We start from the raw sequence: 16,046 nt of genomic DNA on the forward strand, positions 1-16,046 counted from the left end.
GCCGTCGGCATGGACGGCGACCGCTGGTCAGGATGACACTGCTCCCATGACCGGTCGCATCCCCGACTCCTTCATTCAAGACCTGCTCGCGCGCAGCGACATCGTCGAGATCATCGGCACGCGGGTGGAGCTCAAGCGCGCCGGCAAGGAGCTCAAGGGCCTGTCGCCCTTCACCCACGAGAAATCGCCCTCGTTCTTCGTCTCGCCGGCGAAGCAGATGTTCTTCGACTTCTCCTCCGGCAAGAACGGCAATGCCATCGGATTTCTGATGGAGTACGACCGCCTTTCCTTCGTCGAGGCGGTGGAGGAACTGGCCGGGCGACTGGGCCTGGAGATTCCCCGCGAAGGCGGGTTCTCCCAGCGCCTGGTGCTGGACGGCCCGCTCGACGCCCTGGCTGCGGCCGAACGCTACTGGCGCGAGCAGCTCAAGCAGGCGCCGGCGGCGGTCGCCTATCTCAAGAAGCGCGGCGTCAACGGCGAGACCGCCAAGACCTTCGGCTTGGGTTACGCACCGGAATCCTGGGATGCGCTGACCCGGATGTTCCCAGACCCCAAGCACGCGCTGGAAGCCGGCCTGCTGATCGAGCGCGAGGGCCGCGAGGGCGCGTACGACCGCTTCCGCAACCGCATCATGTTCCCGATCCGCGATACCCGCGGGCGGGTGATTGGTTTTGGCGGCCGCACGCTCGGCAATGACCCGGCCAAGTACCTCAACTCCCCCGAGACGCCGCTGTTCCACAAGGGCCGCAATCTCTACGGGCTCTACGAGGCCAAGCAGGCGGCGAAGAGCGCCCTGCCCTATCTGATCGTGGTCGAGGGCTACATGGACGTGGTGATGCTGGCCCAGCACGGCGTGCGCGAGGCGGTCGCCACCCTCGGCACCGCCACCACCGCCGAGCACCTGCACCTGCTGTTCAAGCAGACCAACAAGGTGGTGTTCAGCTTCGACGGCGACCGTGCCGGCCGCTCCGCTGCCTGGCGTGCGCTGGAGCAGGCGCTGCCGGAGGTGCACGGCGTGCGCGAATGCCGCTTCCTGTTCCTGCCCGACGGCCACGACCCCGACAGTCTGGTGCAGGAGATCGGCGCCGAAGCCTTCCGCGCCCTGGTCGACGGCGCCCTGCCGCTGACCGCCTTCCTGCTGCAGGAACTGGAGAAGCAGGTCGACCTGAACAGCCTGGAGGGCCGGGCCAAGCTGGCGGCGCTGGCGCAGCCGCATCTGGCCAAGCTCAAGGAAGGCCCGCTGCGCAGCCTGCTGACCGAGGAACTCGCGCGCCGCACCCGGCTGTCCGCCGCACAGGTCGAGCGGCTGGCGGCGCCGGCGGCGCATCCGGCCAGCGATTCGGCCGCAGCCGCACGCCCCGCCAGCAGCCGCGCCGATCCGGCCGCCCGGCTGCCGCGACGCGCCCTGCGCATCCTGCTGGAGGCCCCGGCGCTGGCCCGCCAGGCCCAGCACCTGGAACAACTGGCCGCCAGCCCGGCGCCGGGCGCCGCCGCACTGGCCGAGGCCATTGAATTCTTCCAGGAGCACCCCGACTACAAGGCCAGTCAGTTGCTGCAGAGCTGGCAGGGCAGCCCCAAGGGGGCGGCGCTGGCCCGATTGGCCGCCGAACCCCTCGACATCGACGGCCCCGCCCTGGGCAATGAATTTCGCGAATCCCTGCGTCGGCTGCGAGAACGGGCGGTTAGGGCCGAGATGGAAAAACTGGTCGGCCCGGGCCGTTCGCTGAGCCTCGCGGAACAGCAAGAGTTGATCGGCCTGCAACACCAACTATCCGAGCTGAAAACGGTCTAAATTGGCCGGACAATGACCAGTTCGGGTAAACTTATAGGTTCCCAGCCGGCTTCTGACGCCGGCGGCATTAGAAGGTTGTGAATTCATGAGCAAAGCCGCTGACCAGCAAAGCCAGATCAAGAAACTGATCGCCTTCGGCAAGGAGAAGGGTTACCTGACCTACGCCGAGGTTTCGGACCACCTGGTCGAGCTGACCGACGCCGAGCAGATCGACGACGTCATCGTGATGATCCAGGGCATGGGCATCCCGGTGCACGACGAGGCTCCGGACTCCGAGGCGCGGCTGTTCACCGAACCGACCGTGGTCGCTGCCGAAGACGACGAGGAAGCCGCCGAAGAAGCCGCCGCCACCCTCGCCGCGCTGGACGACCAGTTTGGCCGCACCACCGACCCGGTGCGCATGTACATGCGTGAGATGGGCGCGGTGGAGCTGCTCGACCGCGAAGGCGAAATCCGTATCGCCAAGCGCATCGAGGAAGGCCTCAACGAAGCCATGTACGCCATGGCGCAGTACCCGGAAACCGTCGCCATCCTGCTCGAGGCCTATGACCAGGCCAAGGAAGGCAAACGTCGCCTGGCCGAAGTGGTGGTCGGCTTCTTCGACCCCAATGCCGAGCCGGCGCCGGCCGAGGCGCCGCTGCCGGTGGAAGCCATCGCCGAAGAACCCGCCGACGAGGAAGCCGACAGCGAGGACGAGGAGGCGGTCGATACCGGTCCGGACCCGGTGCTGTGCGCCGAGAAGTTCGGCGAGCTGCAAGCCCTGTTCGACAAGGCCTGGTCGGCGCTGGAAAAGATCGGCTCGGGCGACAAGAAGACCGAGAAGCTGCGCGCCGCGCTGGCCGACCATCTGATGACCTTCCGGCTGTCGCCGAAGATCGTCGACGAGATCACCAATAACCTGCGTGACAAGATCGACCAGATTCGCGGCATCGAGCGCGCCATCATGCGCACCTGCGTGGTCGAAGCCGGCATGGACAAGTCGGAGTTCCTGCAGCGCTACCGCGATGCTGGCCCGACCGACATCGACTGGATCGACAAGGCGATCAAGGCCAAGCGCAAGTACTCCGCCACCCTCAACGGCAAGCGCGCCGACATCGTCAAGATGCAGGAAGCCCTGCACCAGATGGAAGGCGACAACCTCATCACCGTCGATGAGATCAAGGACATCTACCGGCGCATGACCGTCGGCGAGGCCAAGGCCCGCCGCGCCAAGAAGGAAATGGTCGAGGCCAACCTGCGCCTGGTGATCTCCATCGCCAAGAAGTACACCAACCGCGGCCTGCAGTTCCTCGACCTGATCCAGGAAGGCAACATCGGCCTGATGAAGGCGGTCGACAAGTTCGAATACCGCCGTGGCTACAAGTTCTCCACCTACGCCACCTGGTGGATCCGCCAGGCCATCACTCGCTCGATTGCCGACCAGGCGCGCACCATCCGCATCCCGGTGCACATGATCGAGACCATCAACAAGCTCAACCGCATTTCGCGGCAGATGATCCAGGAAATGGGCCGCGAGCCCACCCCGGAAGAGCTGGCGAAGAAGATGGAAATGCCGGAGGACAAGATCCGCAAGGTGATGAAGATCGCCAAAGAGCCGATCTCGATGGAAACCCCGATCGGCGACGACGAGGATTCGCACCTCGGCGATTTCATCCCCGACGATCAGGCGGTGTCGCCGCTGGAGACCGCGACCTCGCAGTCGCTGGCCGAGGCCACCCACCAGATCCTCGCCAGCCTGACGCCGCGCGAAGCCAAGGTGCTGCGCATGCGCTTCGGCATCGACATGACCACCGACCATACGCTGGAAGAAGTCGGCAAGCAGTTCGATGTCACCCGCGAACGCATCCGCCAGATCGAAGCCAAGGCGCTGCGCAAGCTGCGCCACCCGAGCCGCGCCAACTACCTGCGCAGCTTCCTGGACGAATAAGACAGGCCTTTCGCGGCCGTGTCAGCGCCCAACAAAAAGCCCCGCGATGCGGGGCTTTTTGTTGGCTGCTTGGCTGCGCAGCCGACTCAGAAGTTCAGTCGCGCACCGACCAGATAGGCGTTGGTGCTGTCGCCAAACTCGTAGCCTCCGCTGACGCCGAAGCTGGGCGTGAAGTTGAACACCGCGCCCACCAGGCCCGTGGTCTCGCTTTCGTCGAACACCTTGGTGTAGCGCATGCCACCGTTCACTTCCAGCGCCGGGGTCAGCAGCGCGCGGGCGCCGCCTTCAACGAAGTAGCCGGTGTCATCCTCGTCACTGAACAGAGTGGATGCCGGACCCTTCGGGGAAATCTTCGCGAAGCTGGCACCACCGCCCACCGTCAGATCCAGGCGTTCGGCGACCGGGAAGCGGACGCCAAGACCGATGTTGGCCTGATCGGTTTCGGCGTAGGAGCCAGCGACCTTGTCGGTGCTGTAGTGACGGTAGTCGCCAAACAGATAGACCTGATCGGCGATGCGGCCCGAAGCCTTGCCGTAGTAGCCGTCGGCGTCGCGGTCGTTCTCGTCGCCGTCGCGTTGCGTCGCCTTGGAATAGCCGCCTTCCAGGAAGTTGTACGAAAGGCCCTCGGCAGAAACCACCAGCGGCGCCGCCAAAAGACCGACCATGAGTAACTTCTTCATTGCTTTTCTCCTTGTTCCAGGGAACCACGCGAATCTGGACGCCTGCCTGATGGCACCGTCTGATAACGTGGCTGCATTAGAAATAGTCGAAGCAGCTGAGCCCCGGATGAACACCCTGCGCGCCCTGGCCGGCATGGCCCTGCTGAGTTTCCTCGTCAGCCCCGCCCTCGCCCGCGACGCCCACTGGTACGGCCAGGTCGGCGCCTGGGCCTACGACCTACGTGGCAGCGTCAGCGACGTGTCGCGTCTGGATTTCCAGGACGATCTGGGACTGCGTCCGCAGGACCGTGGCGAGTACCTCCTGGGCTATCAGCCGGGCAGCCACGACCCGCGCTGGCTGCCCGGCATGGAGCTCGACTACCTGCGCCTGAATGCCGATGGCGAGCAACAGCTGACCGGCCTGGCGCTACCGGCACTCGGCACCCCACCGCTGTTCGGCGAGCTGCCCCTGCTCGAAGGCAACACCGCCCAGACCTCGTCCAGAATCCAGGCCTGGGAGGCAAGACTGGACTGGCCCTGGCAGCTCGGCGACCTGCTGCTGGGCGCCGGCCTGCATTTCACCCGGCTCGACGGCCTGATCGTGGTCGCGGACGCCGATACCGGCGCCAGCAACCGGCAGCCGGTGGACGAGATCTTTCCGAGTCTGAGCCTGAGCGCCAGCTGGCAGCCGCTGGAGACCCTGCGGCTCAGCCTCCGAGGCCACTACGTCCAGTACCGGCAGGACCGCGCTCAGGGCCTGGAGGCCAGCGCCTATTGGCGACTGTTCGGGCCGATCGGACTGGAGGCGGGCTGGCGCCAGCGCGCCTACAAGGTCAACAGCGACGACTACCTGATCGACGCCCGTCTGTCCGGCGCGCGCCTGGGCCTGCGCCTGGAGCTGGCACGCTGAAAACGAAAAAGGGCGCCCATGGCGCCCTTTTTCCACCACGCTGGAGCGTGGTCTTACTTGTGCAGCTCGCCATGCACGCTCGGGGTGTACAGCGGCCCCGGCTGCTGGCTGAACCACTGCGACAGCTGCTTGATGTCGGCATCGCTGAGATTGGCCGCCTGCGCGCCCATGATCGCGTTCTTGCGCGCACCGGAGCGGTAGTCCTTGAGCGCGTGCTCGATGTAGTTGGCGTACTGGCCGGCGATGATCGGGTACATGCCGATGGTGCTGACCCCGGTCTCGCCGTGGCAGGCGGCACAGGTCACGGCTTTCTCCGGCTTCTCGACCGGAGCGGCCTGCACGGCGGTGGCGCCGACGAGGGCAAGGGCCGCAAACGCGGCGCGGCAGAACTGGTTCATGGCATTCATCCTGGGCGGCCTCAAGGGTGGGCCGGGGCCTTGGCGAGATAGGCGGCGATGTCTTCGATGTCCTGATCGGACAGCGAGGTCGCCTGCGCGCGCATGGTCGGGTGCGGACGGCTGCCGGCACGGTATTCCTTCAGCGCGGCAACGATGTACTCCGGGTGCTGACCGCCCAGCCGGGGAACGCGGTAAGTCGGGTAGGCATTGTTGTAGTTGGGAATGCCGTGGCAGCCCATGCAGGTGTTGCCCTTCTCGCGGCCGGCTTCCGGGTTGCCGGCGGCGTGGACGGCGGGCAGCGCAAGGGCAGCCACCAAGGCGAGGACGGCGCGACGCGCGGTCTTCATCGTGCGAATCTCCAGAGGATTATTGTGCAGCGGGTGCGCGGTGGGAGGCCCGTCCGCAAGCGGCATATGGTCAGGCAAAACCGTCTCTGGCGTCAACGAAAGCCATCGCCAGGAAGCCTGCGGACCGGCACAGCCCGGAGGCAGTGCTGCGATATAGTCTGGCCCCGAATCCTCTCGCCTGCCGAGGCACCATGCATATCCCGGTCACGGGTCTGGCCGCCGCCGTCTGCGGTCCGCTACTCGCCCTGCACGCCTTGCTGCGGCGCGGCCAACGCGCATGAGGCGGCGGCTGGCCACGGCCCGTGGCGAAGCGGTCGCCGCAGTGGATCTCGGCTCCAACAGTTTCCACATGCTGGTGGCCCGCGAGAACGCCGGGCAGTTGCAGATCATCGACCGCCTTCGCGAGGCCGTGCGCCTGGCGGCCGGCCTCGACGAGGACCGGCACCTCTCTCCCGAAGCCCAGAGCCGGGCCCTGGCCTGCCTCACCCGCTTCGGACAGCGGCTGCAGGGCGTGCCTGCCGACCGCGTGCGCGTCGCCGGCACCAACACGCTGCGGCGGATGCGCGATGGCGCCACCTTCATCGCCGCCGCCGAAGCCGCGCTCGGACACGAGATCGAGATCATCTCCGGCGTCGAGGAAGCGCGCCTGGTCTACTCCGGCGTCACTCACGGCATGGGCCGCAGCCGACCGCGACGGCTGGTGGTGGACATCGGCGGCGGCAGCACCGAACTGATCATCGGCAAGGGCGACGAGCCCAAGCTGATGGAGTCGGTGGCACTCGGCTGCGTGGTGCACAGCCAGCGCCATTTCGCCGACGGCGTGATCAGCCGGGCGCGCTTCCGGCAGGCCCGGCTGGCGGCGCGGGTGGAGCTGGAATTTCTGGAGCGCCGCTACCGCGCGGCCGGCTGGGACTGCGCCGTTGGCGCCTCCGGCACCGTGCGCGGCGCCTGGCGGGTGATGATGGCGCAGGGCTGGGCGGAAGACCGGATCACCCGCGAGGCGCTGGAAAAAACCGTCAATCTCACCATTGCCGCCGGACACGTCTCGGCCATCGACTTCAGCGGCTTGCGCGAGGATCGGCGGCCGGTGTTCGCCGGCGGCCTGGCGGTGCTGGCCGGCGTCTTCGACGCGCTGGAAATCGAGGAGATGGAGACCAGCGAGCACGCGCTCCGCGAGGGCCTGGTCTACGACCTGCTGGGCCGGCTCGAGAACCGCGATGTGCGCGGCGCGGCAGTGGCGGCGATGGCGCGGCGCTACGGCGCCGAGCCCGAACATGCGGTCGCCGTCGAGCGCACCGCCCTGAAAGCGCTGACCCAGACCGCCGCCGCCTGGAACCTGCCGAGGGTGCTGTCGGCCACCCTGCTGGGCTGGGCCGCGCAGCTGCACGAGATCGGCCTGGTGATCGCCCACGACAACTACCATCGGCACGGTGAATACATCCTGCGCAACGGCGATCTGCGCGGCTTCTCGCTAACCGATCAACGTCTGCTGGCGGCGCTGGTGCGCCTGCACCGGGGCAAGTTCACCGCCAGCGCCTGGGAGGATCTGCCCAGCGAGTGGCACGAGCCGATCCAGCGCCTGGCACTGCTGCTGCGCTTGGCGGTGCTGCTGCACCGCTCGCGCACCCCGCGCCTGCAATTGCCGTTCACGCTCACGACCGGCCGCAAAACCCTGGAAATCGCCTTTCCAGAAGGCTGGCTGTCCAAGCGGCCGCTGACCGAGGCCGATCTGGCGCAGGAGGCCGAGTACCTGGGCGCCGCCGGCATCCGCCTGCGCTATCGCTAGACGCGGTTCCGGGCGGCGCTATTTCTTGCGCCGGGCGCCGCGCGGCTTGAGCATCTGGTTGACTACCTTGGCCTCTGCCGCCTCGTAACCGGTCAGGGCTTCCAGCAGGCGCGTCTGCACGCCCTTGCCGCCGCCGCCCAGTCGCTCGTAGCGGCCGTCGGCGCGCAGCTCCCAGCTCTGGGCACGGTCTTCGGCATAGGCCATGAGCTGCTCGGTGACCTCGGCACGCACCTTCTTGTCGAGCAATGGGAAGGCGATCTCGACCCGGCGGAACAGGTTGCGCTCCATCCAGTCGGCGCTCGACAGATACACCTCGGGATCGCCGCCGTTCTCGAAGTAGAAGGTGCGGTGGTGTTCCAGGAAGCGGCCGATCACCGAGTGCACCTCGATGTGCTCCGACAAGCCCTTCACACCCGGCCGCAGGCTGCACATGCCGCGCACCACCAGCTGGATCTTCACGCCGGCCTGCGAGGCCGCGTACAGGCGGCCGATCATTTCCGGCTCCACCAGCGCGTTCATCTTGGCGACGATGCGCGCCGGCTTGCCGGCCTTGGCATGGGTGATCTCGCGCTCGATCTTGGCGTGCATGCCGCTGGCCATGGTGAACGGCGACTGCAGCAGGCGGTGCATCTTCGCCGCCTTGCCCAGGCTGGTGAGCTGGTGGAAGACGGTGTGCACGTCCTTGCAGATTTCCGCGTCGGCGGTCATCAGGCCGTAGTCGGTGTAGAGACGGCTGGTGCGCAGGTGGTAGTTGCCGGTGGCCAGGTGCACGTAGTTGCGCAGCCCGGATTCTTCGCGACGGACGATCAGCATCATCTTCGCGTGGGTCTTGTAGCCGACCACGCCGTACACCACGTGGGCGCCGACTTCCTGCAGACGCTCGGCGAGGTCGATGTTGTCGGCCTCGTCGAAACGCGCGCGCAGCTCCACCACCACCGTCACTTCCTTGCCGTTGCGGGCGGCTTCGACCAGGGCGTCGACCACCGGCGACTTCGCGCCGGTGCGGTAGAGCGTCTGCTTGATCGCCAGCACATTGGCGTCCTTGGCGCTCTGGCGCAGCAGCTCCACCACCGGCGTGAAAGCGTCGTAGGGGTGATGCAGCAGCCGGTCCTTCTCACGGATGGCAGCAAACAGATCGCCCTGGCTCCACTTCGGCAGCTTCTGGGTGAATGGCGGGTATTTGAGGTCCGGTCGCTCGACCAGATCCGGCACCGCCATCAGCCGCATCAGGTTCACCGGCCCGTTGCAGCGGTAGATGTCGGCCTCGCTCAGCTGCAGCACCTCCATCAGGTACTGCTGCATGTCGCCCGGACAGTTGTGGGCGATTTCCAGGCGCACGGTGTCACCCCACTGGCGCTGCTCGAGCACGTCTTCCAGCTCTTCGAGCAGATCCTCGGCCTCCTGCTCGTCGACCAGCAGATCGGAGTTGCGGGTGACCCGGAACTGGTAGCAGCCGCTGGCTTCCATGCCGGGAAACAGCTCGTCGACGTAGGCATGGATCACCGAGGACAGGAACACGAAGTCGTCCTTGCCCTCGCTGACTTTCTGAGGAATGCGGATCAGCCTCGGCAGCGCCCGAGGCGCCTGCACGATGGCCAGACCGGTATTGCGCCCGAAGGCATCCTTGCCCGACAGCGAGACGATGAAGTTGAGCGACTTGTTGAGGATGCGCGGGAACGGGTGCGCCGGATCAAGCCCGATCGGCGACAGCACCGGCAACAGCTCGGTGAGAAAGAAATTGCGCAGCCAGGCATCCACCTCGGCGGTCCAGGCGGCGCGGCGCAGAAAGCGGATGCCGGCCTGCTCCAGCTCCGGGATCACCACCTCGTTGAAAGCCCGGTACTGCTCCTCGACCAGGGCATGCGCCTCGTCGGAGATCAGCTTGAACAGCTCGGCCGGCTGCAGACCGTCGGTGGAGCGCTGCTGCACGCCGGTCTTCATCTGCTGCTTGATGCCGGCGACACGAATCTCGAAGAACTCGTCGAGATTGCTGGAGGCGATGCAGAGAAACTTCAGACGCTCCAGCAGCGGCACGCTGTCGTCCAGGGACTGCGCCAGCACCCGCCGGTTGAACTGCAGCAGGGAAAGTTCGCGGTTGAGGAACAGCTCGGCGGGTTTCAGGCTCATGGCGGGCGCGGATGAAGGGGCAACACTGTATCGTGCGGCGACACTGGTGACGAAGCCGTGACAGCGCTTCCAACCCGGCGCCGAGGTCGCGCATCAGAGGGGCTCACTTTGCCTCCGCAAGAGCCCCCCATGCACCCGAAGCCGTCTTCCCGCCGCCTCCTGCTTGCCAGCCTGCTGCCCCTCCTCGCCAGCGGCTGCGTGGTGGTGACCGACAACACCCTCAGTGCCAACGGCAGCGGCGGCAAGACCATCGTCATCCCCGCCGGCCTGGATCGCGCCTACGACGACTACCACTACGCACCGGCGGTGCGGGTCGGCGACACGGTGATCGTCTCCGGCATTCCCGCTGGCGGCGAGGGCAGCTACGAGGAGCAGGTGCGGCGGATGTTCGAGCGCGCCCGCAAGACCCTGGAAGCGGCCGGGGCCAAGCTCTCCGACGTGGTCGAGATCAACACCTTCCACGCCCAGGCCAGGGACTCGGCGGCTTTCAACACCGAGTTCGAGCGCTTCCTGAAGGTGCACAAGGAATACTTCCCCGAGGGCTATCCGGCCTGGACCGCCGTTGGCAACACCACCCTGCTGGCGCCCGGCGCGGTGGTGGAGATGCGCTTGGTGGCGGTGATCGGCGCCGGCCGCTCGCTGCGGGTGAAACGGCCGGACTAAGGCGCCGGGTGCGACCTGCTCAGGCCGGCAGCGGCTTGAGCAGGCGCAGGCCGTCGGCGCCGTCGTCGTAATAGCCCGGCAGCACCTTCAGTGGCCGATAGCCATGCTTTTCGTAGAGGCCGCGTGCGGCGAGGTTGTCGGCGCGCACCTCCAGCGAAACCGCCTGACAGCCCCGCGCCAGCGCCGCCTGTTCCGCAGCCACCACCAGGGCCTCGCCAAGTCCCTGACCACGAGCCACCGGCGCCACCACCAGGCTGTAGATCCGCGCCTTGCGGCTGTCGACGCGGCAGAGCAGCAGCAGGTCGCCGAGCAGCCTGCCGCCGGTCTCGGCGACCAGTACCTCGGCACGCGGCGAGCGGAGAAAGCGCCGCCAGGCTCGTCGGCTCATGCGGTCCGAGGGGAACAGCGCCTCCAGCGCCAGCAGGGCATCGAGATCCTCGATGCGCCCCCGGCGGATCTGCGGCGCGCTCACGGCTTGGTCCGGGTCTGGACGTCCAGCCGCTTCAGGAAGTGCTCCATCACCCGCTTGTAGAGCGTGGCCTTGAGCACCAGATCCTCGACCCCGACATCAATGTTGGGGTTGTCGTTGACCTCGATGACCTTCACCAGCTTGCCGAACTGCTTGAGATCGACGCCGTAGAGACCGTCGCCGATCGCCCGCGCCGCCTCCACCGCCACCTTCACCACCTGCGGCGGCGCTTCCTCGATCGGCAGGGTCTCGTGATTGCCCTCGCTCTTCTTGCCGGCGGCATCGCGCTTGACCACCTGCCAGTGGTCGGTGGCCATGAAGTAGCGGCAGGCGTAGAGCGGCTGGCCGTCGAGCACGCCGATCCGCCAGTCGTACTCGGTGGGCTCGAAGCTCTGCGCAACGATCAGGTCGCTGCGCTCCAGCAGCTCGCGGCATTCGCGCTTCAGCTCGGCCTCGCTGCTGACCTTGATGACGCCCTTGGAGAACTGCGAGTCCGGCTGCTTGAGCACGCAGGGGAAGCCCAGCTCGCGGCCGACATAGCTGACGTTGCCGCGATGGATCAGCAGGGTCTTGGGCTGCGGAATGCGGTGCCGCTCCATCAACTGCGCGAGGTACACCTTGTTGGCGCAGCGCAGGATCGACTCCGGATCATCGACCACCACCAGACCCTCGCGGGCGGCACGGCGCGCGAAGCGGTAGGTGTGGTGGTTGACCGCCGTGGTCTCGCGGATGAACAGGGCGTCGTACTCGGCGACATGGCCGTAGTCGGACTTGTCGAGGAAGTCCACCGAAAAGCCCAGGTCTTCGGCCGCCTTCTCGAAGGCCTTCAGCGCCTTGGCATTGCTGGGCGGCTCGGTCTCGTGCTCGTTGACCAGGATCGCCAGGTCGTAACGGGTGGAGTCGCGACGCTTGGTCGGCGAACGGCGACGGGCGAAGTACTCGCGCGCCGCCTCGTACATGAATTCGTGATGGCTGGCCGGCACCTCGCCGAGGGCGACCGCCGACAGTGCCTCCACCTTCCACTCCTCGCCGCGCCACTCGAACTTGGCCTGCAGCAAGGGCGCCGGAAAGAAGTTGAACAGCGCGCGCGCCAGCCGCTCGTGGCGCTTGGTCGGGCTTTGTCCGAAGTAGATGTTGAGGACGTACTCGTTGGACCCGAGGCGCGCCAGGCTCTTGTCGATCAGCTCGTCCAGCTCGTCGTTGAGCACGCTCGGGCTTTCCGCCAGCTTCAGATCCTGCACGGTGGCGATGTCCGGCAGCGGCTTGTGTCCGCGCGCATGTGCCAGCAGCGAGACGTAATAGCCGGTGGACTGGTAGCTGAAGCTGCGGCAGAGGTTGTAGACCCGCACGCCGCGTAACCGGGTGAACAGCTCCTGGGTCAGGTAGTTCCAGGCGGTGACCACGTCGACACCCGGGATCGCCAGCGGCCAGTCGCGGGCGTCGTCAACGATGACGATGCCGGTCACGGCAGGGTGCAACGCGGTTGCGGCCGACCTGCTCGCGCCGGAGCAGGCAGGGGGTCGTCAGACTCTTGGGGCATTGCGCAATGCGTGGGCGGAGCGATTCGGAATGGCTTTCTGGAACCCGCGAGCGATGCTAGCACGCGCCAAGCTTGCCCGGCGCAGGCGACTGCCCGATCATGCCCGACCTAGAAAAATCAACGAGTCAGTCACCGGATGCCACCGAGATGAAGCCGCGCGCCCTGTTTGCCCTGAGCATGCTGCTGGTCAGTGGAGCGACAGCGGCTTCGGAACTGCAGGTACTGCGGGTGGACGGTGGCGTCCGCAGTGTCCGCGCCGATGCGGCGGTCCCCTTGCTGCCGCGCAATCCGGTGTTGAACGGCGACATCGTCACCCTGTCCGCCAATGGCCGGGCGGCCCTGCAACTGGCCGGCGCCGGCCTGATCACCCTGGCACGCGGCGCCGAACTGCAGGTGTTCGATACCCGCGCCGGGGTGCCGGCCCAGGGACGCTTCAAGCTGCTCTCGGGCACGGTACGGATCGACAGCCGGGTCGGCAGCGGGCGGGTGCCGCTCGACATCCGCCTGAATGTCGGCAGCCTGAAGTCGCGCATCTACGGCGCCGAGGCGCTGGGCACCAATGACGCCTCTGGCGAGACCCTCTGCCTGCTGGCCGGCGCCATCGAGATCCAGACCAGCGGCGCTGCCGATGCCCGGCTCGACAGCCCGGGCAGCTGCCTGCGCCGCACCCCCGATGGTCAGGTGCGCGAACTGCGTCTGGGCGAAGACCAGCCGATGCGGCTGGCCCTGAGCGCCAGCGAATTTGCCGACCCGACCCCACTCACGACCACGCCGATGGCGACGGCGGCTGCGCGCAGCGCGCCAACCCCGATCATCGCTCCGGTCAGCAAGCCGGCCAGCGCGCCCCCGCCCGCCGTTCCCGCCGCGACGGCAGCGACGCCCGCCGCCGCGCCCAGCCCCGCCACCAGCGCCCCGGCCACCAAGGCCGGCGGCTGGACCGTGGTGGTGCTGTCGCTGGCCAAGCGCGAGGCTGTCGAGAACCGCAGCCAGGCTCTGCTTGACCAGGGTCTGCCGGCCGCCACCCGCCAGATCGAGGTGAAGGGGCAGATCCTCTACCGCAGCACCGTCGGCCGCTTCAGCAGCGCCGACGAGGCACGCGCCTATGCCAAGACCACCCTCGCCGACGCTGGCATCCAGGGCTGGGTCGCGCCGCTCTGAGCCTCCTGCGGACCGCCGTCTGGCGGTCATCGTTCCGGTCCTCAACGAGGCCCGCGTACTGCCGGTCCTGCTGGACGCGCTGAACGCCCAACAGGGCCTGCGCCTGCACAGCATCGTCGTCGACGGCGGCTCCGAGGACGGCAGTCCGCGTATCGCCAAAGTCCATGGCGCCGAGGTTCTGCGCACGCTGCCGGGACGGGGCCGGCAGATGAACCACGGCGCCGACGCCGCCAGGGCGGACTGGCTGCTGTTCCTGCACGCAGACTCGCAGCTCGACCATCGCCGGCAGCTGGCCGAGGCCCTGGACCTGATGCAGACGGCGGCGGCCGGAGACCTCGCGGTCGCTGGTCACTGGCAGCTGCGCTTCCAGCGCAGCCAGCCGGGACGGGACTGGTTCTTCCGCTATCTGGAAGGCAAGACCGCGAGCCAGCGGCCGTACAGCATTCACGGCGATCAGGGGCTGTTGATCCACCGCGACTACTTCCGGGCGCTGGGTGGCTTCGACACCGGCCTGCCGATCTTCGAGGACGACCGCCTGGCCGCCGACATCTTTGCCACCGGCCGCTGGCTGCTGCTGCCCGGCAGGCTGTCGACCAGCGCCCGCCGTTTTGAGAGCGAGGGCCCGGCCGCCCGCTATGCGCTGATGGCGCTGATGGTGGTGGCCGAGGCCGGCGGCCTGCACGCCTATCTGCGCGAGGTCCCGGGGCTCTATCGCGAACAGGCGCGCACCGAACGCCTGCGGCTGTGGCCATTCCTCGCGGCGCTGCGGGACCATCTGGCGCGACAGCCGGCGGCCGAGCAAACCTTTTTCTGGGAGGCTGTGGGCGCACTGCTCTGCGACAACGCCTGGCAGCTGGCCTACGGCCTCGATCAACTCGGTGGCGCCGGCCTGGAGGGCCCGCTGCTGCGCGCCCATGACCGCTGGCTGGCACCCCGGCTGGCCGAGCCGGCGGCGCGACGCCTGGCCAGCCGGCTGGCGCGCGGACTGCTGAAGCCGCTCGGCCAGACCTGGCGGAGCGCAGCCCGGGCAGACGCAGCGGACGGCGGCCCGCTGGCCTAAGCTGGGGCAAACCCAGACCGTACTGCCGCGATGCGCCGCCTGCTCGTCACCAGCCTGCTGCTCCCCTTGCTGCTATTGGGCTGCAATCCGCAGGGCAGGCCGAACGAGGCGCAGGCGGCGCCAGCACCGGAACTGCTGCGCGCGCTCAACCGTGGGGTGAACCTTTCCACCTGGTTCACCGACCGTGGCGCGCCCAATATCGACCCGCAGCGCTGGTACGCCGACGCCAGCGACTTCCGGCTGATCCGGGAGCTGGGGCTGCGCCATGTCCGCATCCAGGTCGACCCCGGCTTCCTGCAAGACCCGCAGCAGCCCGAGCGGCTGCTGGCCGCGCCGCTGGCAGAGCTGAAAGCTGGCATCGCCCAGGCACAGGATCAGGGCTTGCTGGTGATCGTCGCCCTGCAACCCAGCGGCGAGTTCAAACGCCAGCTGGTGGATTCCGAACCGGCCCGGCAGACCCTCGCCGGCTTCTGGCAGCGCCTGGCGGCGGCGTTGAAGAGCAGCCCACCCAGCCGGCTGGTGTTCGAGGCGCTCAACGAACCCATGCTGGACGACGCCGGCGCCTCGCGCGCGCTGATGCAGCGCCTGGTCACCGCCATCCGCAGCGTCGCCCCGGGGCACACCATCGTGGTCGCCGGGCACCAGTATTCGGATATCGGCAACCTGGTGGCGATGCAGCCGCTGGCCGATACCAATCTGGTCTACGCCTTCCACTTCTACGATCCGCACAACTTCACCCACCAGGGCGCCACCTGGGGCTGGCCGCTGTGGGCCAGGTTCGCCAACTGGCCCTACCCCTCGTCGCCGGAGGCGGTGGCGCCACTGCTGGCCGGGGTCGATGCCGAGGTCCGCGAACACCTGGCCTGGTACGGGGAGCAGCGCTGGAACCGCGCCAAGCTCGGCGAGCTGCTGGATCAGGCCGGCCTCTGGGCGGCACGCAACGAGGTGCCGATCTGGTGCAACGAGTTCGGCGCCGTGCGCGACGCCGTGCGTCCCGAGGCCCGCCGCGCCTGGCTGAGCGATGCCCGGCAGCTGCTGGAGGCCCGGCGCATCCCCTGGAGCCACTGGGACTACGCCGGCCACTTCGGTCTGGTCAGCGGCCCGCGCGGGCAACGTCAGCTGGACCCGGATGCCGCCGCCGCGCTGGAGCTGCCGGCCCGCTGAAAGGCCGCCCACAGCCGGGCAGCGGACCAGCGGCTGTCATTTGGTG

At 67.8% G+C, this 16,046-nt stretch carries 14 protein-coding genes; 8 read left to right on the forward strand and 6 right to left on the reverse strand.

Going from position 1 to position 16,046, the window contains the following annotated elements; genetic code table 11:
- The first annotated feature begins 46 nt into the window (after positions 1 to 46).
- Positions 47 to 1,792: a DNA primase gene (gene dnaG, locus ED208_RS01160; protein WP_123210024.1), complete on the forward strand. Its 1,746-nt coding sequence runs from the start codon at positions 47 to 49 to the stop codon at positions 1,790 to 1,792.
- A gap of 85 nt (positions 1,793 to 1,877) precedes the next feature.
- Complete coding sequence (rpoD, locus tag ED208_RS01165) at positions 1,878 to 3,719, forward strand: RNA polymerase sigma factor RpoD (protein WP_123210025.1); 1,842 nt, start codon at positions 1,878 to 1,880, stop codon at positions 3,717 to 3,719.
- 86 nt (positions 3,720 to 3,805) lie between these two features.
- Here rpoD and ED208_RS01170 read toward each other — a convergent pair whose 3' ends face one another.
- A complete protein-coding gene (locus tag ED208_RS01170; protein ID WP_158608385.1) occupies positions 3,806 to 4,399 on the reverse strand; it encodes an outer membrane beta-barrel protein in 594 nt (197 codons plus the stop codon).
- A gap of 106 nt (positions 4,400 to 4,505) precedes the next feature.
- On the opposite strand from ED208_RS01170, the gene ED208_RS01175 reads away from it, so the two are divergent.
- Positions 4,506 to 5,288 carry a hypothetical protein gene (locus tag ED208_RS01175; RefSeq protein WP_123210027.1) on the forward strand — a complete coding sequence of 261 codons (783 nt, stop codon included), beginning with the start codon at positions 4,506 to 4,508 and terminating at the stop codon, positions 5,286 to 5,288.
- A 53-nt stretch (positions 5,289 to 5,341) separates the two neighbouring features.
- Here the strand turns inward: ED208_RS01175 and ED208_RS01180 are convergent, their stop codons facing one another.
- Complete coding sequence (locus tag ED208_RS01180) at positions 5,342 to 5,686, reverse strand: c-type cytochrome (RefSeq protein WP_123210670.1); 345 nt, start codon at positions 5,684 to 5,686, stop codon at positions 5,342 to 5,344.
- Between the two features lie 20 nt (positions 5,687 to 5,706).
- Positions 5,707 to 6,033 (reverse strand): c-type cytochrome, encoded by a 327-nt coding sequence (locus ED208_RS01185; RefSeq protein WP_123210028.1) that lies wholly within the window; start codon positions 6,031 to 6,033, stop codon positions 5,707 to 5,709.
- A 277-nt stretch (positions 6,034 to 6,310) separates the two neighbouring features.
- On the opposite strand from ED208_RS01185, the gene ED208_RS01190 reads away from it, so the two are divergent.
- On the forward strand, positions 6,311 to 7,819 hold the full coding sequence (locus tag ED208_RS01190) for a Ppx/GppA phosphatase family protein (protein WP_123210029.1): 1,509 nt from the start codon (positions 6,311 to 6,313) through the stop codon (positions 7,817 to 7,819).
- 18 nt (positions 7,820 to 7,837) lie between these two features.
- Here ED208_RS01190 and ppk1 read toward each other — a convergent pair whose 3' ends face one another.
- Positions 7,838 to 9,946, reverse strand: a complete 2,109-nt coding sequence (gene ppk1, locus ED208_RS01195) for a polyphosphate kinase 1 (RefSeq protein ID WP_123210030.1) — start codon at positions 9,944 to 9,946, stop codon at positions 7,838 to 7,840.
- Between the two features lie 129 nt (positions 9,947 to 10,075).
- On the opposite strand from ppk1, the gene ED208_RS01200 reads away from it, so the two are divergent.
- Positions 10,076 to 10,609 carry a Rid family hydrolase gene (locus ED208_RS01200; RefSeq protein WP_123210031.1) on the forward strand — a complete coding sequence of 178 codons (534 nt, stop codon included), beginning with the start codon at positions 10,076 to 10,078 and terminating at the stop codon, positions 10,607 to 10,609.
- A 19-nt stretch (positions 10,610 to 10,628) separates the two neighbouring features.
- On the opposite strand, the gene ED208_RS01205 is transcribed toward ED208_RS01200, so the two are convergent.
- Entirely contained in the window at positions 10,629 to 11,081 is a 453-nt protein-coding gene (locus ED208_RS01205; RefSeq protein ID WP_233574738.1) for a GNAT family N-acetyltransferase, read from the reverse strand.
- Entirely contained in the window at positions 11,078 to 12,544 is a 1,467-nt protein-coding gene (locus tag ED208_RS01210) for a RimK family ATP-grasp domain-containing protein (RefSeq protein ID WP_123210032.1), read from the reverse strand. Before ED208_RS01210 ends, ED208_RS01205 begins: the two co-directional genes overlap by 4 nt.
- 221 nt (positions 12,545 to 12,765) lie before the next feature.
- Here ED208_RS01210 and ED208_RS01215 point away from each other — a divergent pair, with 221 nt between their 5' ends.
- Genes ED208_RS01215 through ED208_RS01225 form a run of 3 tightly spaced genes read left to right on the forward strand, consistent with a single transcriptional unit; the run spans position 12,766 to position 16,000 of the window.
- The gene (locus tag ED208_RS01215) at positions 12,766 to 13,776 is read left to right on the forward strand and encodes an SPOR domain-containing protein (RefSeq protein WP_158608386.1); all 1,011 of its coding nucleotides are present in this window, start codon (positions 12,766 to 12,768) and stop codon (positions 13,774 to 13,776) included.
- Entirely contained in the window at positions 13,721 to 14,836 is a 1,116-nt protein-coding gene (locus ED208_RS01220) for a TIGR04283 family arsenosugar biosynthesis glycosyltransferase (protein ID WP_123210034.1), read from the forward strand. The genes ED208_RS01215 and ED208_RS01220 overlap by 56 nt, the downstream gene beginning before the upstream one ends.
- Before the next feature lie 30 nt (positions 14,837 to 14,866).
- Complete coding sequence (locus tag ED208_RS01225; protein ID WP_123210035.1) at positions 14,867 to 16,000, forward strand: glycoside hydrolase family 5 protein; 1,134 nt, start codon at positions 14,867 to 14,869, stop codon at positions 15,998 to 16,000.
- Positions 16,001 to 16,046 lie beyond the last annotated feature (46 nt).

The organism is Stagnimonas aquatica (assembly GCF_003730135.1).
GTDB lineage: Bacteria > Pseudomonadota > Gammaproteobacteria > Nevskiales > Nevskiaceae > Stagnimonas > Stagnimonas aquatica.